The organism is Bacillus sp. P4_E1 (genome assembly GCF_056401715.1).
The window spans coordinates 238,327-258,265 of sequence record NZ_JBFUIV010000005.1 but is presented as its reverse complement, the minus strand read 5'-3'; the positions used below and the strand labels follow the sequence as shown (position 1 = coordinate 258,265).

Annotated in this window: 26 protein-coding genes and 1 riboswitch; of the genes, 8 read left to right on the top strand and 18 right to left on the bottom strand. The window is 34.3% G+C overall.

All coding sequences use genetic code 11. The features are described 5' to 3' along the window. Nucleotides 1-20: 20 nt before the first annotated feature. From nfsA to AC1DS7_RS09760, 3 genes are all read right to left on the bottom strand, one after another. Entirely contained in the window at nucleotides 21-755 is a 735-nt protein-coding gene (nfsA, locus tag AC1DS7_RS09770; RefSeq protein WP_002086525.1) for an oxygen-insensitive NADPH nitroreductase, read from the bottom strand. Between the two features lie 212 nt (nucleotides 756-967). After that, nucleotides 968-1,285, bottom strand: coding sequence for a magnetosome magnetite crystal formation protein family (locus AC1DS7_RS09765; protein ID WP_002011879.1), 318 nt, complete (start codon nucleotides 1,283-1,285; stop codon nucleotides 968-970). 146 nt (nucleotides 1,286-1,431) lie between these two features. After that, on the bottom strand, nucleotides 1,432-1,968 hold the full coding sequence (locus tag AC1DS7_RS09760; protein ID WP_306475273.1) for a YdcF family protein: 537 nt from the start codon (nucleotides 1,966-1,968) through the stop codon (nucleotides 1,432-1,434). Nucleotides 1,969-2,170: 202 nt separating this feature from the next. On the opposite strand from AC1DS7_RS09760, the gene AC1DS7_RS09755 reads away from it, so the two are divergent. Next, nucleotides 2,171-2,836 (top strand): DUF421 domain-containing protein, encoded by a 666-nt coding sequence (locus AC1DS7_RS09755; RefSeq protein ID WP_002126540.1) that lies wholly within the window; start codon nucleotides 2,171-2,173, stop codon nucleotides 2,834-2,836. Nucleotides 2,837-2,874: 38 nt separating this feature from the next. Here AC1DS7_RS09755 and AC1DS7_RS09750 read toward each other — a convergent pair whose 3' ends face one another. Together AC1DS7_RS09750 and AC1DS7_RS09745 are read right to left on the bottom strand one after the other, a co-directional pair. Then, the gene (locus tag AC1DS7_RS09750) at nucleotides 2,875-4,230 is read right to left on the bottom strand and encodes an MATE family efflux transporter (protein WP_476998939.1); all 1,356 of its coding nucleotides are present in this window, start codon (nucleotides 4,228-4,230) and stop codon (nucleotides 2,875-2,877) included. Between the two features lie 89 nt (nucleotides 4,231-4,319). Then, the gene (locus tag AC1DS7_RS09745; protein ID WP_012260652.1) at nucleotides 4,320-5,150 is read right to left on the bottom strand and encodes a MerR family transcriptional regulator; all 831 of its coding nucleotides are present in this window, start codon (nucleotides 5,148-5,150) and stop codon (nucleotides 4,320-4,322) included. A gap of 268 nt (nucleotides 5,151-5,418) precedes the next feature. Between AC1DS7_RS09745 and AC1DS7_RS09740 the strand changes: the two genes are divergently transcribed. Then, a complete protein-coding gene (locus tag AC1DS7_RS09740; protein ID WP_002030896.1) occupies nucleotides 5,419-6,582 on the top strand; it encodes a cation:proton antiporter in 1,164 nt (387 codons plus the stop codon). Between the two features lie 63 nt (nucleotides 6,583-6,645). Here AC1DS7_RS09740 and AC1DS7_RS09735 read toward each other — a convergent pair whose 3' ends face one another. The 8 genes from AC1DS7_RS09735 to AC1DS7_RS09700 form a co-directional block, all read right to left on the bottom strand. Beyond that, the gene (locus AC1DS7_RS09735) at nucleotides 6,646-6,924 is read right to left on the bottom strand and encodes a DUF3986 family protein (protein WP_002141082.1); all 279 of its coding nucleotides are present in this window, start codon (nucleotides 6,922-6,924) and stop codon (nucleotides 6,646-6,648) included. Between the two features lie 80 nt (nucleotides 6,925-7,004). Further along, nucleotides 7,005-8,354 carry an aspartate aminotransferase family protein gene (locus AC1DS7_RS09730; protein ID WP_016103047.1) on the bottom strand — a complete coding sequence of 450 codons (1,350 nt, stop codon included), beginning with the start codon at nucleotides 8,352-8,354 and terminating at the stop codon, nucleotides 7,005-7,007. A 190-nt stretch (nucleotides 8,355-8,544) separates the two neighbouring features. Further along, nucleotides 8,545-10,095: a solute symporter family protein gene (locus tag AC1DS7_RS09725; protein WP_012260650.1), complete on the bottom strand. Its 1,551-nt coding sequence runs from the start codon at nucleotides 10,093-10,095 to the stop codon at nucleotides 8,545-8,547. Between the two features lie 2 nt (nucleotides 10,096-10,097). Continuing rightward, nucleotides 10,098-10,439 carry a DUF485 domain-containing protein gene (locus AC1DS7_RS09720; protein WP_012260649.1) on the bottom strand — a complete coding sequence of 114 codons (342 nt, stop codon included), beginning with the start codon at nucleotides 10,437-10,439 and terminating at the stop codon, nucleotides 10,098-10,100. A 236-nt stretch (nucleotides 10,440-10,675) separates the two neighbouring features. Next, a complete protein-coding gene (locus tag AC1DS7_RS09715) occupies nucleotides 10,676-11,305 on the bottom strand; it encodes a sterol desaturase family protein (RefSeq protein WP_012260648.1) in 630 nt (209 codons plus the stop codon). An 82-nt stretch (nucleotides 11,306-11,387) separates the two neighbouring features. After that, a complete protein-coding gene (locus tag AC1DS7_RS09710) occupies nucleotides 11,388-11,681 on the bottom strand; it encodes a hypothetical protein (RefSeq protein ID WP_002011898.1) in 294 nt (97 codons plus the stop codon). A 19-nt stretch (nucleotides 11,682-11,700) separates the two neighbouring features. After that, complete coding sequence (locus AC1DS7_RS09705) at nucleotides 11,701-12,333, bottom strand: LysE family transporter (RefSeq protein WP_002030886.1); 633 nt, start codon at nucleotides 12,331-12,333, stop codon at nucleotides 11,701-11,703. 139 nt (nucleotides 12,334-12,472) lie between these two features. Then, nucleotides 12,473-13,201 carry a YqcI/YcgG family protein gene (locus AC1DS7_RS09700; RefSeq protein WP_002141079.1) on the bottom strand — a complete coding sequence of 243 codons (729 nt, stop codon included), beginning with the start codon at nucleotides 13,199-13,201 and terminating at the stop codon, nucleotides 12,473-12,475. Nucleotides 13,202-13,460: 259 nt separating this feature from the next. On the opposite strand from AC1DS7_RS09700, the gene cspB reads away from it, so the two are divergent. Next, on the top strand, nucleotides 13,461-13,658 hold the full coding sequence (gene cspB / locus AC1DS7_RS09695) for a cold shock-like protein CspB (RefSeq protein WP_002011904.1): 198 nt from the start codon (nucleotides 13,461-13,463) through the stop codon (nucleotides 13,656-13,658). A gap of 119 nt (nucleotides 13,659-13,777) precedes the next feature. After that, nucleotides 13,778-14,026: a DUF2564 family protein gene (locus AC1DS7_RS09690; protein WP_002011905.1), complete on the top strand. Its 249-nt coding sequence runs from the start codon at nucleotides 13,778-13,780 to the stop codon at nucleotides 14,024-14,026. Nucleotides 14,027-14,059: 33 nt separating this feature from the next. On the opposite strand, the gene AC1DS7_RS09685 is transcribed toward AC1DS7_RS09690, so the two are convergent. From AC1DS7_RS09685 to AC1DS7_RS09675, 3 genes are all read right to left on the bottom strand, one after another. Further along, the gene (locus AC1DS7_RS09685) at nucleotides 14,060-14,236 is read right to left on the bottom strand and encodes a zinc-finger domain-containing protein (RefSeq protein WP_002011906.1); all 177 of its coding nucleotides are present in this window, start codon (nucleotides 14,234-14,236) and stop codon (nucleotides 14,060-14,062) included. A 12-nt stretch (nucleotides 14,237-14,248) separates the two neighbouring features. Continuing rightward, a complete protein-coding gene (locus tag AC1DS7_RS09680) occupies nucleotides 14,249-14,908 on the bottom strand; it encodes a ribonuclease H family protein (protein WP_012260647.1) in 660 nt (219 codons plus the stop codon). 124 nt (nucleotides 14,909-15,032) lie between these two features. Continuing rightward, complete coding sequence (locus tag AC1DS7_RS09675; RefSeq protein WP_002011909.1) at nucleotides 15,033-15,521, bottom strand: QueT transporter family protein; 489 nt, start codon at nucleotides 15,519-15,521, stop codon at nucleotides 15,033-15,035. A gap of 6 nt (nucleotides 15,522-15,527) precedes the next feature. Continuing rightward, a riboswitch (PreQ1 riboswitch) is annotated at nucleotides 15,528-15,572 on the bottom strand. Between the two features lie 132 nt (nucleotides 15,573-15,704). Here AC1DS7_RS09675 and AC1DS7_RS09670 point away from each other — a divergent pair. The 3 genes from AC1DS7_RS09670 (at nucleotide 15,705) to AC1DS7_RS09660 (ending at nucleotide 17,953) form a co-directional block, all read left to right on the top strand. After that, nucleotides 15,705-16,577, top strand: a complete 873-nt coding sequence (locus AC1DS7_RS09670; RefSeq protein ID WP_078184219.1) for an aldose 1-epimerase family protein — start codon at nucleotides 15,705-15,707, stop codon at nucleotides 16,575-16,577. Between the two features lie 70 nt (nucleotides 16,578-16,647). After that, the gene (locus AC1DS7_RS09665; RefSeq protein WP_002011911.1) at nucleotides 16,648-17,034 is read left to right on the top strand and encodes a reverse transcriptase-like protein; all 387 of its coding nucleotides are present in this window, start codon (nucleotides 16,648-16,650) and stop codon (nucleotides 17,032-17,034) included. A gap of 13 nt (nucleotides 17,035-17,047) precedes the next feature. Next, nucleotides 17,048-17,953: a DMT family transporter gene (locus tag AC1DS7_RS09660; RefSeq protein ID WP_476998938.1), complete on the top strand. Its 906-nt coding sequence runs from the start codon at nucleotides 17,048-17,050 to the stop codon at nucleotides 17,951-17,953. A gap of 2 nt (nucleotides 17,954-17,955) precedes the next feature. Here AC1DS7_RS09660 and AC1DS7_RS09655 read toward each other — a convergent pair whose 3' ends face one another. Next, nucleotides 17,956-18,216: a DUF6123 family protein gene (locus AC1DS7_RS09655; RefSeq protein ID WP_001195213.1), complete on the bottom strand. Its 261-nt coding sequence runs from the start codon at nucleotides 18,214-18,216 to the stop codon at nucleotides 17,956-17,958. 182 nt (nucleotides 18,217-18,398) lie between these two features. On the opposite strand from AC1DS7_RS09655, the gene AC1DS7_RS09650 reads away from it, so the two are divergent. Further along, nucleotides 18,399-18,959: a cysteine hydrolase family protein gene (locus AC1DS7_RS09650; protein ID WP_002030879.1), complete on the top strand. Its 561-nt coding sequence runs from the start codon at nucleotides 18,399-18,401 to the stop codon at nucleotides 18,957-18,959. A 34-nt stretch (nucleotides 18,960-18,993) separates the two neighbouring features. On the opposite strand, the gene AC1DS7_RS09645 is transcribed toward AC1DS7_RS09650, so the two are convergent. Further along, complete coding sequence (locus AC1DS7_RS09645; RefSeq protein WP_476998937.1) at nucleotides 18,994-19,854, bottom strand: GNAT family N-acetyltransferase; 861 nt, start codon at nucleotides 19,852-19,854, stop codon at nucleotides 18,994-18,996. Nucleotides 19,855-19,939: the final 85 nt, after the last annotated feature.

Genomic DNA, 19,939 nt, shown 5'->3' with positions numbered 1-19,939 from the left:
TTCCAGGTTTGCCTTTTTACTTATTTTTTATTTAATCCTTTTTCATTTAAAAACTCTTTCATATGAATTCTTTTCTCTTTGGACATAAATGAGCTCATTGATTCCGTCCATGTTACGTTTTTTTGATTTGACGATCTTTCTTTGTAATACGCACTCATCGTTTCATCATATTCGTTTAATAATTCATCATATTTCTTTTCATCGTATCCATTTTCATGAAGAATGGCCGCTACCGGTAAACGTGGCTTAACTCCATGATCTTCATCTGGTACACCCACTGTCATTCCGAATACCGGATATACTTTATCCGGTAAATGAAGCAATTCACTCACTTCTTTCGGGTTATTACGAATTCCGCCAATATAACAAATACCGTATCCTAAAGATTCAGCTGCAAGTGCTAAGTTTTGTGCAAAAAGTGAAGCATCTACCGTCGCAACGATAAAGTCTTCCACTCCTTCATGCTTTATCTCTGTGCCATGTTTTTCACACGCCATTTCAAGTCGTTTTAAGTCTGCACAACAAACAAAGAATGCTGCGCAGTCTTTCACGTGACGATTCCCGGATAATTCAGCTAGTTTACTCTTTAGTTCCTGATCTGTTACATATATAACAGAATACGCCTGTACAAAATGTGAGGAAGCCGCATGTTGTGCAGCTTGCACCATTCTTTCTACTACCTCTTTTGAAATTGTTTCTTCTTTATATTTACGAACTGAAACGTGTTGCTCCATTTTATGTATCATCTCACTCATAAAAATCACTCCTTTTTTCTCTTCATAATGAAAAATTAACATATCTTTTTTAATATTCACAACTTATAAGCATAAAAAGAGCAATTCTTTTTGAATTGCTCTTTTTTTACAGTATCTTTTATTATGGTAAATGAAATTATATTAGCGACAATTTCAATATATTAATCTATCGCTAAATAACGTCGAATTAATATACTATTATACAATTCTTGTTAAGCTGCTTTCAATACTTTAATACCTTTAACAATATTCCAAATGAAGTAGTAAATCCCTACAAGAATAAACACTGCATACGTTATAACCATCCCAATTCCAACGCTCTCAGACTGATTGAAACTTAAACCGTATACTCCTGATAAAGCTAACCCTCCAAATAAAATTGCATATGGGAAAACATGTGACCAAAATGCTTTTTTCGCATGATATTTCACTTCATCTTCCGCAACGAAGTACACGATAATTGGTAGTAAAAATGGTGCAAAAAAGATACTAAAGTAACATAGCGAAGATAAAATATTATTTCCTTTCAACCGAATCACCTCTAAAGTTTTTGTTACCTTCATTATGTCAGGAAACCTTTCCAGAAACTATCGCTTTACCTTTCATGAACATGACATTTTTGTAAGATTTTCCTCGAAATAAATCCCGCCTCAAATTTCGTGCGGGATTACTTTAACTATATTCGATTCATAAACCAATATTGCGTAATCGCTAAATATTCTCGTACATTCGATGGAATGATAATTGGCTTCGGTGTTTTGGCCGGAAGCCCTTCTAATTGCAAACCTTGTTTTGCAGCTATTTTTTTCGCTCTAAACATATGGAAATCGTTTGTTACGATCATACCTTTTTTCATATTGGCTGGAATTAACGGTTTTGAGAATTTAATATTTTCATCTGTGCTCGTCGACTTATCTTCCATTATAATGCGGTCTTCTGCAATATTTTGTTTCATTAATCCTTGTTTCATCGCTAATGCTTCTGTAATATCTTCACCTTTTCCTTGGCCTCCAGATACAATAGCAATTGTTTTATCATGTAATTTTAAATACTCAGCTGCTTTATCAATACGATATTGCAATGAATAAGAAGGTTTTGTTCCATTTACTTTCGATCCTAGTACAATTATATAATCCGCATCATCAATTGCATTCATATGCCCATGCTTATAAATGTTATATTGTAAAAACCCCGCATATACGGCGCAAATCATTATAACAACTAAAATATACTTGATTATTTTCTTCTTTCTCATATCCATATACCCCTATTCCCTTTACTTCCTTCATCATAATATCCAGTTATTCGTTTGTATACAGACAAATTCCAATTAAGCCTAATTTATCCTCCAAAAGGTAATATTTCTATTAATTTCGGGAATAGTAAGTACAACTTCGCACGAAGGAGTGTCCCTATTGCTTCTCTTTTTATGTAACGTATCATTCTTTTTCATCTTATTTTTACTATCACTTAAGCTACTTGGTAAATCTGCATTAGCACAACTAACTCCTCATGATTTTGGGGCTATTATCTTTTTATCTTATTTAGCTTTTCAAGCCATACCAGTCGCTGGTGCTTTACAAGCATTTCTCGGTATGGTCGTTATTACATGTTTGCATTTGCTTCTTACAAAATTAAGCCTACTCAACAAACTAAATCGTTTTATTCTCGGACACCCCATTATTTTAATTAAACATGGTGATATTATTTTTGAGAACTTACAAAAAAGTAGATATCCGATCCCTGAATTGCTTTCTAACCTTCGCGTCGCAGGATATCCAAGTGTTCATGAAATTGAGTATGCGATATTAGAAGCGAATGGAGCTATTAGTATTTTACCAAAAAGAGAACTTGTGCCTCTGACTCCAAAAGATTTGAATATAAATGTTAAGTATGCAGGCTTACCAATTGCTCTTATCGTTGATTCACAAATTCAATACGATAACTTAAAATTAATCCATAAAAATGAAAAGTGGTTACATGCAGAGTTAATGGAGAAAGGTGTTACAAATATTAAAAATGTGGCTTTCGCTTCTGTGCAGGAGACAGATGGATCTTTTGCGATTAGTTTAAAAGAATGAAAAAAAATCCCCTTACTTGTTCAAGGGGATTTTCTTCACTATATTACTTTTTTCTCTCTCGCCATGTTTAACGGAACAGGATGTTTCATACGATTCATCGTAAATACGATAATTGCTGTCAATACTTCCGCTACTGGCATAACGAGCCAAATTCCGTTTATACCAAATACTTTTGGCATAATCCATAACAATGGGATAACAAATAGTAAACCTCGGCTCATTATTATAAGTACTGATTTTTTCGTTTGTCGCACTGATTGGAAATACTCTCCATACACAATGTTATAGCCTAAAAATACATATTGAATAAAGAATAAACTAATACCTGTTAACGTTAACTCCAATAGTTCTGGCGATTGAACATTAAATAAACCTATAATATATTTCCCAAAGAATAAACCGACAACAATCGCAATGCCTCCGAGTACAAGCGCAATTTTCACAGCAAACTGTAATCCTTCACGCAATCTTTCTGATAAGTTTGCACCGTAATGGAAACTAGCGATTGGTTGTAATGCTGCACCAACACCGAAGAATAATAGTAATGTCATTGCATGAATACTATTCACCATCGCATAGGAAGCGACTCCTATTTCTCCTGCATATTGAACGAATGCAATGTTAAAACCGATTGTTACGATTGCAACTGTACTTTCTGCTGTAAAGCTTGGGAAACCGATCACCATAATTTGTTTAACCGTATCCCATTCAAAATGGAATTTCGTCCATTTTAAAATACTACTTTTTCTAAAGAAGTGAGTTAATAATACAAGGAAACCAATTGCCGCCGAAAGAATAGTAGCTGAAGCAGCACCAGTTACACCCCATCCAAAGATGAAAATAAAAATATAGTCGAACACTATATTTAATACAGCCGTTACAACAAGACCTGCCATTGCTAAATTAGGATTTCCGTCATTTCGTATAAATGTACTTAAAATATTTTCTAAAACGTATATCATTCCAAATGTTAATAACACCTGTAAATAGTCTAATGCGTATGGTAAAATCACTTCATTCGCACCAAATAAATATGCTAAATCTTCTATTCTCCATAAGCAAATAGCCGCTAAAACGYCAACGATAACAACTGCTACTGTCATAGATTGAGTAAAGATAGACCTTGCTCTTTCCAGTTTATTTTCACCTAGTGCAATGGAATATAGCGTTGCTCCGCCCATTCCAATCCATAATGAAATAGAGAAGAAAATTGAAAATGCTGGAATAGCTACGTTTACTCCGGCTAAACCGTTCGCTCCAACTCCTCTACTAATCATGACTGCATCAATCACAATATTAACCGACATTAATACCATCCCAAGAACAGCTGGTATTAAATACGTAATAAATAAACTTTTAATTGGTTTTTCTCTTAATTTTTCTGTTGTTTCCATCATATAAATGCTCCTTTTTCAATGCTCTGTTCACAGTTTAAACCTTCAAGTTACTTGAAGGTCAATAGAGAATCGAAAAATATATAAGCCTATTTTTTAACAACAGGTATTTGAATTTCCGTTACTTGCTCCTTCGGATTTTCTGTTACGGACCAATCAATTAATGCAAGTTCCAGTGCATCTCCGCACACTTCATATCCTTCGTTATCAATGTGCTTTAATAATTCCGTATACGTTGCGTCTGTTTCTTCATATGGTCCATGGTGATAAGAACAGGCAAATACCCCTTCTTTTATTTCATCTGAAGTATGCGCTTCAAAAGGCATGTAATCCAATAAAATAAACACACTGTTATATGCTTGAAACTCATTTTGCATTAATGCTTTTTTTGAAACTGTTACACCGATATCACCTGAAAATAAACTATTATCAATTTGCTTCATATTTTTTTGCAACGAATGGATATAATATTCAAACATATCATCCGTTGTATTTGGTGCAACTGCAATTGCTGTAATTTTTCGTTTCGGTATCTTTTTATAAATAATTTGATTTGCTTCAGATTTCGTCGCTTTCTTCATTAAATGGATTTTATGTTCCATTTTTGCCAAAGCATACTCGATTTCTCTTTGTTTTTTCAGCATCATTTCTTGTTGTTTTTCAAGTAAATTCAGCGCATAAGATGGATTTCGTTCATCAATATATTTCTTTATTTCCTTTAACGGGATGTTCAATTGGCGTAAAAATTTAATCGTATCTAATAGTGAAAACTGATCAATTGTGTAATAACGATAATTGGTTTGAGGGTCAACAATTGACGGATGAAAAATCCCTTTTTCATCATAATAACGTAATGTAGATTCCGCTATATTATGCATTTTCGCCATTTCCCCAATTGTAAAACGTTGATTTAATAACATTTTTCTTTCTCCATTCATTATATGTAAACTTTATTACTTCCTATTATATATCTATATCCCCCGTTTCTAAAACGAATCCTCTCATGAAAATCTGCTATTTTTTCATTGATTTTTAATAAATTTTATTATATATTAATTACAGGTTCAAATTACAAGTTCAAAAGAACTCGTAATCAGACCCTTTGTTTAATGGATCTTTACATATTATCATTAGGCAAATTCCGAGAAATCGTATGATAAAAATAAAAAATGATGAGGAGAGGATCAAATGGAATTCGAATTTTTCTTTCAGATTGCACTTATTTTATTAAGTACAAAGCTCGCTGGTGACCTTAGTGTTAGATTAGGTCAACCTTCTGTACTCGGTAAATTAATTGTTGGTATCGTTATCGGTCCAGCTATATTCGGATGGATTGAAAATTCAGAGCTTCTAACACAATTAAGTAATGTCGGAGTTATTCTTTTAATGTTTATGGCAGGACTTGAAACAGACTTAGAAGAATTAAACGCAAATCGTAATTCTTCTTTAGCTGTTGCACTTGGAGGTATCGTTCTTCCATTCGTAGGTGGTTACGTTGCCGGTCTTGTTGTCGGTATGGAACAAGGGAATGCTGTCTTTTTAGGATTACTTCTATGTGCAACAAGTGTTAGTATTTCCGTTCAAACACTTCGTGATTTAGGTAAAATGAAAACACGTGAAAGTACGACGATGCTTGGAGCCGCTGTATTTGATGACATTCTTGTTGTTATTTTATTAGCATTTGCAATGAGCTTCTTAGGCACAGATGACGTTAACTTAACAATGATTATCTTGAAGAAAGTAGTATTCTTTGCTTCTATCATTTTAATTGGTTGGAAAGGTGTTCCAGCAATCATGCGTTGGTTATCACCGCTTCGCGTATCTGAGTCTATCGTTAGTGCTGCGCTTATCATCTGTTTCTCATTCGCATACTTCGGCGAACTATTAGGAATTGCTGGTATTATCGGTGCTTTCGCAGCTGGTATCGCTATTTCTCAAACGAACTACAAACATGAAGTAGAAAAGAAAGTAGAACCAATTGCTTACGCTATGTTCGTTCCAGTATTCTTTGTTAGTATCGGTATGAATATTACATTTGACGGTATTGGCGATCAAATTTGGTTCATCTTAGCATTAACAGTTATCGCTGTATTCACAAAACTAATTGGTTGTGGATTCGGTGCACGAATGACTGGATTTGATGCAAAGTCTTCTGCAATTATCGGTGCTGGTATGGTTTCTCGTGGTGAAGTTGCACTTATCATCGCAGGAACAGGACTTTCTTCTGGCCTATTAGCACAAGATTACTTTACAGCTATCGTTATTGTCGTTATTTTAACTACAATGATTACACCACCAATGTTAAAATACACTTTTGGTGCAAAAGATAAAGCAATGAAAGCAAGTAAATAAGTTTACTATAATAAAAGGAGATTGCTATCTTAAAAGATAGCAATCTCCTTTTTCATTTTCTCTTTAAACAATTCCATTCGTTTTTAACCATTTTTCAAAAATGGAGCGTGCTTCTTCATCATCGATATCATCACGAAATGAATAGACTTTAATGCCGTAATCATCTATATATTCACCTAGCTTCATTTCCTCCACTTTTTTGTAAAAATCATCTACCTCATAGTGTGGAATATAGGCATCCCAAATTGGTTCATTTATTTTTTTATACGCTGTCACTTCTAAATCATATCCATCTTCATAATATCCGATGTGATAATGTTTACTAGGGTCATATTTCTCCATTAATATCCCTTCCTTTAAAAAGCTATCCTATTTCACGTAATAAACAAAAGCGAGCTGTATATTACAGCTCGCTCAATTAATTAAATACGCTCCATCGCCGTCTTCAACGTACCAACAACGAAAGCAATTTCTTCACTTGATATAACGAGCGGCGGTGCCAATGTTAAGACATTATTATATCCTGCTGTTGTCATACCGTTACGCCCAATAATGAGCCCTTTTTCTTTACAAGCATTTACAACACTTGCAATTTTGTCATTATCAATTGGTTCTTTCGTCGCTTTATCATTTACTAGTTCGATTCCAACTAATAGCCCTTTCCCTCTAATATTACCAACAAGTGGATGTTCTCCGATTTCTTCTTTTAATTGATTTAATAAAAGCGAACCCATTTGTGCAGAGCGCTCAATTAAATTTTCATTTTCCATAATCTCTAAGTTTTTAAGCGCTAATGCACAAGCCGCTGGATTTCCACCAAATGTATTAATATGGCGGAAGAATTCATATTCTCCTGTTCCTTTAAATGCCTCATAAATTTCTTTTTTTACAGCTGTTGCTGATAATGGTAAGTATGCGCTCGTAATACCTTTTGCCATCGTAACGATATCAGGCTTAACGTCATAGTTCATAAACCCAAATGCTTTTCCTGTACGCCCGAAACCACAAATAACTTCATCACTTATAAGTAGTGCTCCGTGTTTTTGACATGTTTCGTGAATTGCTTTCATATAGTCTTGTGGTGGCATTAAAATACCTCCGCCTGTAATAATTGGCTCCATAATAAATGCGGCTATCGTTTCACTTAATTCCCATGTCATAACACGATCTACTTCTTTCACACACTCTACATCATAAATATTTTGCGATTCCATTTCTGGCATGCGGTAACAATCTGGAGGCGTTACGTGTAAAAACCCTGAAGCAAATGGCTCATATTGATATCTACGTTGTGCTTGGCCAGTTGCCGCCATCGTTGCCATTGTGTTTCCGTGATAACCACGATAACGCGACATAAATTTATAACGATGCGGTTCACCTTTTTGAGCATAATATTGTCTTGCTATTTTAAAAGCGGTTTCATTCGCTTCTGATCCACTATTAGAGAAGAAAATAACATACTCTCCACCAAGCCACTCGTTTAACTTTTCAGCGAGCTTAATTGCTGGTTCATGTGATTGTGACATCGGAAAATATGATAATGTTTGCAATTGCTTATAAGCTGCCTCTGCAAGCTCTTTTCTTCCATATCCGCTATTTACACACCAAAGACCACTCATACCATCTAAGTATCTTTTTCCTTGTATATCTTCAACCCAGCACCCTTCTGCTTTTGCCCCTACCATTGTACTACTTGGACTAAAGGGACGCATTCCGTGCCACACATATTGCTCATCTTTTGCTAATAATTCATCGGTTTGTTTTGTCTTCATCATTTCTTCCACCTTCCATAACAACTTATTTTTCACAAAGCTGCGCTGGTGCCATGATGAGTTAAATTTCTCCCTGCCTATTTTCATTCCACAAATACAAGACAAATCCTACCAAAATTAAAGTAATATTTATAAGAAAATGTCAAAAGAAAGAGGAGCTTTTCTTATATTTCGAAAAGCTCCTCTTTTTTTAATGCGAAGATGCATCACTAATACCATGACCAGTATTAGATTTCACAAGAATTTCATCAAATTTCGCTGCATCTTCTTTCTTACTAGAGAAAACAGTTCCTAAATATGCTGCAAGAAACCCGAGCGGGATCGAAATAATTCCAGGTGTCGTATATGGGAATATCGCTTCTCCAACAAAAATAGCTTTTCCAGCTACTGGGTTCCAAACATTTGGACTTAACGCTACAAGAACAATCGCTGATACAAGACCAACAATCATACCAGAAATTGCTCCTGTTGTATTAAAACGCTTCCAATAGATTGTAAATAATATAACCGGTAAATTTGCACTCGCTGCAACCGCAAATGCTAGTGATACTAAAAATGCTACGTTTAATGTCTGAGCAAATAAAGCAAGTATAATAGATACTATCGCTACTCCAATAGACGCATAACGAGCCATTGACACTTGCTCTTTTTCCGTTGATTTTCCTTTACGGATAATCTCATTATAAAAATCATGCGCGAATGCTGATGCTGCTGTTAACACAAGTCCTGCTACTACAGCTAAAATAGTTGCAAAAGCAATTGCTGATACGAAAGCAAATAAGAAATCTCCGCCTAATGCTTTTGCTAATAAAGGTGCTGCCATATTACCAGCAGGGTTTGCTTTAATAATCGCCTCATTTCCTACAAACGCTGCTGCCCCAAACCCTAAGAAAATTGTCATAATATAAAACGCGCCAATTAACCACGTCGCATATACAACAGATTGACGTGCAGTTTTTGCATCACGTACTGTAAAAAAGCGGACAAGAATATGTGGTAATCCCGCTGTACCAAGGACTAGTCCTAAATTTAAAGAAAGTGTATCAAGACCATCCTTATACTTTACTCCTGGATTTAAAAACGAATCTTTTAATGGAGTAGCTGTTTTCATGTGAGCGAACATTTCAGTCACACTGAAATTAAATTTGGAGAAAACGATAACAGAAATAATAAATGTCCCTGCCATAAGTAGTACAGCCTTTACAATTTGAACCCAGCTCGTAGCTGTCATTCCTCCAAAAATAACATACACAGTCATAAGTGTACCTACGATTAATACAGATGTTGTATATTCAATACCTAATAATAGTTTAATAAGTGCACCCGCACCAACTAATTGTGCAATCATATAAAAAATTGAAATCGTCATCGTATTAACCGCTGCTATACCACGAACTTTTTTAGCATCAAAACGTGCCGCAATCATATCCGCTAACGTGTACTTCCCTAAATTTCTAAGCGGTTCTGCGACAAGATATAGAACAACTAAATAAGCAACTAAAAAGCCGATACTATAAAAGAACCCATCAAACCCAGTTAACGCTATCGCTCCGGCTATACCAAGAAATGACGCAGCAGACATGTAATCCCCAGCAATAGCCAGACCATTTTGCCAGCCAGTTAATCCCCCTCCAGCCGTATAAAATTCACTCGCATTTTTCGTTTTTTTTGATGCAAAATAGGTTATGACGAGCGTACCAAGGACAATAATTAAAAATAGTGCAAACGCAGTAGTATTCAAATTCAGCCCCTCCCTTTTTGCATATTTTGCAGAATTTTTCGCGAAATCCCATCAAAGGATTCGGCTTTCTTGCTATAAATCATACATAATGACCATGTCATAATAAATTGCGCAAAAGCAAATACCCATGCCCATGTCACATCACCAAACGCCGGTGTATTAAGCACCTTTGAATACGATGTTAAAATAGGTAGTGCTATAAAAAAACTTAAAAAGAAAATACTCATCGGAATGATAAACTTCTTTTTCGTATTTAATAACAATTGAAACTCTTCAGACTGAACAACTTCTGTATAATTCACCTCATTTTTTAACTTACGTGCTGACGTATCATCTCGTTTCATTCTCTGGTCCCCTCTCTTAACTTAAAATACAATTCCCCTTGCATACACAAAGACTAAATTTTATAAATATTCAGAAACTTATTTTCATTTTAGACAATCCGTACATTCCTGCAAAGATTTTTCGATAGACATTTTTCGTCATTTTCTCCTAAATTTCCAATATACTTTTTTAACATAAAATTTGATTGATTAGATTAAACTTTTATTCCCATTAAAATAGAAGAAAGAAGTAGTGCTTATCGCACTACTTCTTTCTTTGTCTCCTTTTCTAAATTACGAGCTGTTTTACTTAATTCAACGTCTTTTCCATCTTTAAGTGTTCCAAATATAAAATCGAATACTGGATTTGAAACTCCGAACCAAAACTTTTCATTTTTATAATGGTGTAATATGTGCTGTTTTTTTAGCCATCTTCCAAACTTAGTGAAGGGACGAATCGGTTTATGTGCAATATAATGTTTCCATTCATAAACGAGGAGCATGATAATCATTCCGATTCCGAATGAAAGTGTAACAGTAACACTTTTTGTAATACCATACGTTATAAGTAAATATATAGTAAAGCTAGGTATACTAAACCATACAGGCAAAAATAAAAGTTTTAAATCATCTGGATATACGTGATGATCATAATGTAATCTTCTTAACATTTTTAATAAAAATGCGTTTTTAGGCGGCTTTAAATGGAATAAAAAACGGTGTGTCATATATTCGTTAAACGTATAAAAAACAATCCCAAACATACACGCTAACATACCAATCCATGTGAAAAATTGCATTTTTAAAATAATAATAAAAATTAATAGAACACTATACATAATAACAATATCATGTTGTAAAAAAAACTCTTTCACCACTCTCTTCATCTTACTTCCCCCTTTTCCACAAAAACAGCCGCAACATATCGTTACGACCATTTTTTTCTATTTCATTCTTATTCTATTCACTTTACAAATTTGCCTGCTGTTCTATTGTCGAGAAAAAAGTGTTCGGACCAAATATATTTTGCTTCGGAATAATGTGTTCTACTGCAAACACTGTTACTTCTCCTCTTTGTACTTCTCCAATAATGAGACCAAATACTTCATGATTTACCGCAAACGTTGGTTGTTTCGTTTGCAGTAACCTTGCTGCATTTTTAAATACCGCTTCATATAGTGGATTCCTATCAGTAATTTCTTTTCGGATTTTTGGTGCTAAAGTGATGATAATTTCTTTTCCGTCAATAGTGGTTCGATACATAAAAATCTCCCCTTCAATCTTATATGAACAACTGTAAAGCTTTGTATGCAAAATGGATAGAATATCCTACTAAAATAATACCTGCTCCGGCTGTAATATAGCCAAGTGCTTTTTTCTTTAATAAAGTTCTTCCAAAATGTACAGAAAAAGCAATATTTAAATTCCACAAAATAATACCAACAATAATACAAAGACTGTACAAAAAAGCTTCTTGTTTCGTTACCTTTGTAAGCAACGAGCTAAGTGTACTTCCATATATACCAAACCAAAAAACGAGATTTAATGGATTGGATATCGCAATTAGAAATCCTGCCATAAAAGATTGTTTAAGTCCACCTATCTCTTCTTGTTTATATTCCATATTAGAGTGAGAAATTCCTTGTTTTACACTTTGAAACCCTAAATAAAACAACAAGAAAAAACCAGCGCAATACATAAAAGCTTGTACATATGTATACATAAACACAGAAGATAAACCAAAATAAATAAGCAGCATAAACAAAATATCAGCAGTCATTCCTCCGATTCCAACAATCCACGCATGCCAAAATCCACGTTCAATTCCTCGTTTTAACATTTCAATATTAATCGGACCTACAGGTGCAGCTAATGAAATACCTAATACTATTTGTTGTATAATTGCTCCAAACATCGCTCTATCCTTTCTACTTCTTTTACTATTAAGTAATGATGCAAATAAAGAAAATAGACTAGCTTTCATAAAAATTATTCACTAATACAATACCCTTTTTTATCCAAAATATGCAAAAGAGCCATCCAATTGATGGCTCTTATTTCTCTACTCTATGATGAAAAGGACATTTACCTTTAATCGGCTCAATATCATCCCCTATGAAATATTGTTTCCATTCACGATGATTAGGATCGCCGTAGTGACTAATGTTAGGGTGCTTCGGCAACTGATCCCACTTTTCAACTCGTTCACGGACCATTTGTCTTGAATACGACCCTTTAGGACGATCTCCTTCTAATCCATCGAAAATAGTTCGTGGCTGGAATCCAATAACGAGAGAATTTCCTAAATGCCTAGTCTTTCGCTGTTTATAAGCTGGCGCATTCCCAAATGCAAATATTGGTTCACCACCAAATGAAAATTCCCATAAATGATGGTCTGGATTTTTCGGGATTTGCTTTGGCCATAATTGATTATCTTGTTCATGCAAATATTGTAGTACTTTCCAAAAATAATCTCGATAATATTCGATTGATTTTTCTTCACATTCCGGTTCCACAAAAAGAAAAAATCCTCTTCTTACAATCGGCCGCTCTTTCATTAGCTCCAAAAAAGTTAACATTGTATTGGGCAAATGACTCCAATCATTATGAGAGAGAAATGAATAACGAAGTTCATTCTTCTTCAAAGCTGTTAAACCGAAATAACACGGGAAGGTTGGTTCTAACACGACACTCGAAAAATCATGAAATTCTTTTGCAACCCAATTCGGTATGTCGACTCTATTTTTCATCCCTTCATTATCTAATAAATAAGACTTATCCATTCTTTCACCTCATTATGTACAGCATTCACTTAAGAATATTACATACTCGGCTTGTCCTATACCTTTTTAAAAATTCGAGAAAAATTAATTCAAAATACAAAATTTTAAAAACGCTTACTTGACTAAATTCTACCAATTCATGTATATTTAAATTAATCATTTAGCAGAATATTCGATAATATAGCATTTTTTATTTTTATTATTTTTTAATGAATTTCACTAAATGAAAAAAGGAATCGTTTTTAGGAGGAATTGTGACATGCAAGGAAAAGTAAAATGGTTTAACAATGAAAAAGGTTTTGGATTTATCGAAATGGAAGGCTCTGAAGATGTATTCGTACATTTCTCTGCTATTCAAAGCGACGGCTACAAAGCTTTAGAGGAAGGTCAAGAAGTATCTTTCGACATTACTGAAGGAAACCGTGGACCTCAAGCTGCTAACGTAGCAAAACTTTAATCCCACATATGACAGGAGGTTACCTTACTTGGTAACCTCCTTTGTTATTCCTTTGTATATTTCCGTTTTCCAGAGCAAAAACTATGTGAAATGCGCAAAATACAAAGGAGGCAATAACAATGGGGTCACATGTAAATGATTTTGAAGAGGTAAAATTCCGTGTAGAAACTGCACAAAAAATGGTAGGTTCTGCAACAATTTCAATGGATCCAGACACATTAGAGCATGCCACTACTGCAGTAGAATCGGCTCGTTCTCAGCTTGAAATCATGAAATCCGTTGCAACGGATTTAGATGAGCCATTTCTAATGAATGAAGAAAAAAAATTAAGTAAATGCGAGCATCAATTACATGAAGCGAAGCACTAAAAAACATCCAGAGAAAATTCTCTGGATGTTTTTTCATGACAATTGCTCCCCATACTTTTTCAACTTCTCTCCAACCGTACATTGCCGTATACAAAAAGAATGGGCATAGTATTTACTATGATTTTTCCGATTATGTTCCTGCAGGAAACACCCTCCGCAATACGTTTCTAATAAGTCATTTACCTCTGTAATGAGTTGCTTCTTCTTCACGTGTGCACCTCTCTATTCGGTTATTTCTTTATGACTATCAATTGTCGTCCCTTCTAATGCTTGCGCTGCTAATTGATGTGCCTCTTTATTTTGTTTTCTAGATATCGGTTCACAAATAAGCTTTAATTTCATTTGCTTCGCTTTTTGTTCAATTTGATCTAAGTAATGATTTAAATGTTCATCATAGCAAGGCCATTCACCAGCTAATTGCTGCAGTACAACTTGAGAATCTCCACGAAGTGTAACTGCTTCATATTTAATTCCTAATTCCCCGAGTGTATTCATCCCGTATAATAATGCTGCATACTCGGCTTCGTTATTATCATATATGCCTTCTATGTATGCATTGCGACGAATTCGATAATTTGTATTTCCTTTTTTATAGTATACACATATACCAACCCCAGCTTCTTTCGTCTGTACATCATAACCACCATCAAAATAAACTTGAATTTCTTGCGGATCTTCCTCCACTTGCTTACTCAGTTTTTTCATTTCTTTTAATGACCATTCCGCGTCCATTTCATCGAAAAATAAAAGTTCTTTCACCCTACCTGTTTTCTCAAAATCCTCCGCAAATTGAAGTACTTCTTCTATGTTCATATAATCTGTTGTTAATTCAGTCTGTAAACCACGCTTCGTTTTATACAACCAATGTATTTTATATTTCATACTAGATTCCCCTTTTATAAGACTTCTTATATTTATTTTATTATATTTTATCAAGAGTCACAGTATTATATACAATTTAATCACATACAAAAAGAGCCATCCTAAGTAAGGACAGCTCTTTCATCTATTGCATAAATCTTTCAAATTGCACTCGCTTATTAATCCAGTACATTACAGGCATACCAATTGCCATTACAACAAATTCACCAACTGCACAAGTTAGCCATGTCAATAAAAATGGCAGATCAAACGCAAGATGAAGTTCAATTGCAATCATAAACATTGTGACTGTAAAAATAACTGTATTAAAAATCATACGAGCCCAAACACCTTTAATGAAGCGCATAGAAATAATAGTTGCAAGTAATGCAAGAATGGATTGCCCTACTCCAAATACTAAATCATAAGCGATCATAGGTGAGAAAAAGAGATTCGTTAAAAATACACCTAATACAATCCCGTAAATTGCTTTCTTATTGAATACAACAAGATGATTAAACATCTCTGAAATACGAAACTGTACACTGGTAAAGCCAAATGGCTGAATAAGCATAGAAACAGCAATATATAATGCCGCTAAAATACCATTACCGACTAATGTCCTTATATTCATGACAAAATCTCCTTAGTTTTTTTACGTGGGATGGTTTCGAACCACGTTATTCGTTTTTTAAGCAACAAGAATATATTCTACGCAATAGACACTCTCTCGTCAATAGATTCCTATCATTAACTACCTTTTTTCTTTTAGAAAACGTATAATAAAACATATGAAAGTTTTAGGAGGTTTCACTTCATGACAGCAACAATTCAAAATGAAAAAGTGATCGTTTCCATTTCTGACAAAGGTGCAGAATTACAAAGCGTTCGCTTAAAAGAAGATAACACTGAATACTTATGGCAAGGCGATTCTACTTATTGGGGGCGCCGCGCACCAATTTTATTCCCAATTGTCGGCCGATTAGTAGATAATACATACTACGTAGATGGTAAACCGTATTCTTTAACACAACACGGCTTTGCTCGTGATCTTACATTCTCTGTACAAGAACAAAGTGAAACGAAAATCACTTATATTGTAACTAGTAATGAAGAAACATTAAAAAAATACCCATACGAATTCGAATTACTCGTTTCTTATGAGCTAGACGGACAAATCGTTCATGTAACATATGAAGTAAATAATCCTGCTTCAAAAGAGATGTCCTTCTCAATCGGAGCACATCCTGGTTTCAACTTCCCCTTATTAGAGGGCGAATCATTTACTGATTATCATTTAGCATTTAATGGTTCTGAACGCTTAGAAACAAGCGTATTAGAAGGACCTTACCTTTCAAGTAAAAAACAATTAATTGCTGAAAATACGAATGAATTACCACTTACATACGATTTATTCAAAAATGATGCACTTATTTTTGAAAATATGAATACGGATGAAATCTCTATTCGTTCTCATAAACATAATAAATTTGTAAAAGTAGAATTTGACGGATTCCCATTTGTCGGCGTATGGACACCAGGCGAAAACGCACCTTTCTTATGTATTGAACCTTGGTACGGTATTGCTGATGAAGTAAATCCGGCAAAAGATTTCAAGGAAAAAAAAGGAATTCAATCTTTACAAGCGAATGAAACATTTACATGTCGTTATAGTATTACAATCGGCTAAAGTACTCTATCCCCTACTTCAAAGAAACATATAAGTAGGGGATCATCTTATAATTTGGAGGTTTCTCATTTTGATTGAAGTATATATTGATGGTGCATCAAAAGGAAATCCTGGTCCTTCTGGTGCAGGAGTGTTTATTAAAGGGGTGCAACCAGCTGTTCAGTTATCATTGCCCCTTGGGACAATGTCCAATCATGAAGCAGAATACCACGCTTTACTTGCGGCATTAAAATATTGCACGGAGCATAATTATAACATTGTCTCTTTTCGTACCGATTCGCAGCTTGTCGAGCGAGCTGTCGAAAAAGAATACGCAAAAAATAAAATATTTGCACCACTATTAGAGGAAGCACTGCAGTACATAAAAAGTTTCGATCTCTTTTTTATTAAGTGGATTCCAAGTAGTCAAAATAAAGTTGCTGATGAATTAGCTAGAAAAGCTATCTTACAAAATTAACGGGGGTATGAGTGTGAAAAAAGATTGGATTGCTCCTCTTGCTTTATTATTTGTCTCTTTTATTTGGGGAGCTACGTTTGTTGTCGTCCAAAATGCTATGTCTTTCGTTGGTCCATTTACTTTTAATGGGATTCGCTTTTTATTCGCTGGAATTATTTTATTATTCGTTCAAATGATTTTCTCACAAAAAACTTCAAAACAAGATATAAAACAGAGTAGTCTCGCTGGATTGATTGTTGGATTCTTTTTATGTGTTGGCTATGTATTACAAACATTCGGCTTACTTTATACAACTTCTTCAAAAGCTGGTTTCTTAACAGGGCTTAGTATCGTTATGGTACCAATTTTGTCTTTTATCTTTTTAAAACAAAAAGCTACCATTTTCATCGTACTTGGCATTGCTGTAGCAACAGCAGGTTTATACTTATTAACGGCTGGTGATTCTTTTCAATTAAACATTGGAGATATACTCGTTCTCGGTTGTGCAGTTGCTTTTGCTGCCCATATTCTTGTTAACGGTTTCTTTTCTAAGAAAATATCACCTTTATTACTAAGCACCTCTCAAGTATTAGCTGTCGGTATATTTTCTTCTATTTGCACTTTTTTGTTTGAAGATTGGGAAAAATTATTTTCAGTTTCACTATGGACGAATCAATCCTTTTTATTCGCTCTATTTCTAACTTCCCTATTTGCGACATCCATTGCTTTTTTCATTCAAACATCGGCACAAAAACATACTTCTCCAACAAGAGTAGCAATTATTTTCGCAATGGAGCCCGTTTTTGCTGCATTAACAGGCGTTCTAGTTGCAAATGAACAGCTTTCTATTTCTGCTATTATTGGATGTCTATGTATTTTCCTAGGTATGGTTTTTGTTGAATTACCTTCCAAAACAAAAAAAGAAGCGCAGGCTGCGTGAAGTTACGCTTGTAACTTCCGCATAAAAGCCTTAGCGCTTTTTTTATCTGTAATTTCTTCTTCTTTCAATCGTTCTAATAACGCGACAAAATAACTGCCATCAAACTGTAATTGATGTTTAATCGTCGCTTCTATTGCTACGTTCACAATCCCATCAGATGCACCAGTATATCCTTGTCCGAACATAATAAATCCTTGTGCTTCCTCTGATAATTTAAATCCTTTCGTATGTAAGAATGAAAGATAATCTTCTACTGTTTGCATGATATTCCCACCTACTCAAAAATTCTCCACTTCTTATCATACATGTTTTTATACTCTATGAGAATGAAATTTATTTGACAACTTTGTAAATCTATCGTCTACTTCTTAGAAAAAAGAGGAGTTCCTTACAATATAAAAGAATATGTAAAGTGGAATTTATTTTATATTAAAGGGGATATCGAATGAAACAAGCACTATTAATTATCGATGCTCAGCAAGAATTAATGGATGGAAATGAACAAGAAAATGAAGTTTTTCGTAAAACCGAGCTATTATCTACACTAAATACAGCCGTACAGAAAGCAATAGATGCAAATGCCCTTACTGTTTTCGTAAGAGATATCGATGTTGCTTCTGGTAGCGGAGAAGGATTTGAAGTACATAATCAAATTAAAGTACCTCAGTCTGCAATCCTTATTAATAAAGCAGCAACAAACTCATTCTATGGCACTTCTTTACTTGAACTTTTAAAAGAAGAAAAAATTAATCATATTGTTATAGGTGGATGTAAAACAGAACATTGCATTGACACCGCAGTTAGAACAGCTACTGTACAAGGATTTGACGTTACATTAATTAAAAATGGTCATTCCACAACTGATTCTGACGTATTGTCTGCAGAGCAAATTATTGGTCATCATAATAAAACTCTACACGGTCATTATAATGTTGATCATTTTTCTATGGTGAGAGATATCGAGGAAGATCTCTTTCAGCCAACTCACGACCAATATCGTGATTAACGAAAAAGAATCCTTTTCACAAAAGGATTCTTTTTTATCCAAAAATTTGCGCTACAATACTGTATAGTTCTCCATTTCTTTTCAAAAATTGATCACTATTTTTTATCATAATTGGTGGGGTATTAACCTTTTGAAAACCAGTAATCTCTAATTCTTTCATGAAACCTTTCTTTCCTTCTGGTACATCAATTCTTAATTTACCATGATGCTCCCTTGCTAAATAATGTACCATTCTCATTGCCATCGCATCATTTTTAGCAACGACCGGTCCTATTATTTTATTTTCTGGCGTTTGTATACTTAAACCGTAACCTAATACATTTTGTTGTGCATCCTTTGTAACAATACATTGTTCACTTTGAATAATTCGATACTTTAAAAACTCTTCTCTATTTGTTCCAAATGCATCTTTATCTATTTGTATTATTTCTTCTAAATCACATTCTTCATAATTCACAATATACTCTTCATTTCCTACACAATGGTAATTCGCATTGTACGAGTTACATATGTATTTAGAAACATAACTAACAGCCCTGAATCCTAGTCTTTCATATAAAATTTTCCCCTCATCCGTGGCAATAAGCATAATGGGGGTTTGAGTTAATACGCTTTTAACACATAAATCCGTTATTATCTTTCCAACCCCTCTTCCTTTATAATCTGGATGTACAATTACCATTCCAATTGAGGCTAATGTCTCCCCGTATAGTATAATTGCTGCGCTAGCAATAAGCTCTTCTCTCTCATTTACTACACCATATACTATACCCGTATTCAAAATCATCTCAATTTCCTCTCTGTTGTAATCCCAGCCAATATGAGAAGATAATGCTACAATATCTTCTATTTTTCCTTTCCTAAGACGCTCCACCCTAATCTCCACTTCAATCATTCCCCATCTCCTTCTTTAGACGTTTGAACCATTCTGCATGAATCAACTTGTACATGTTTCCCTTTATCACTTACACACATATCCT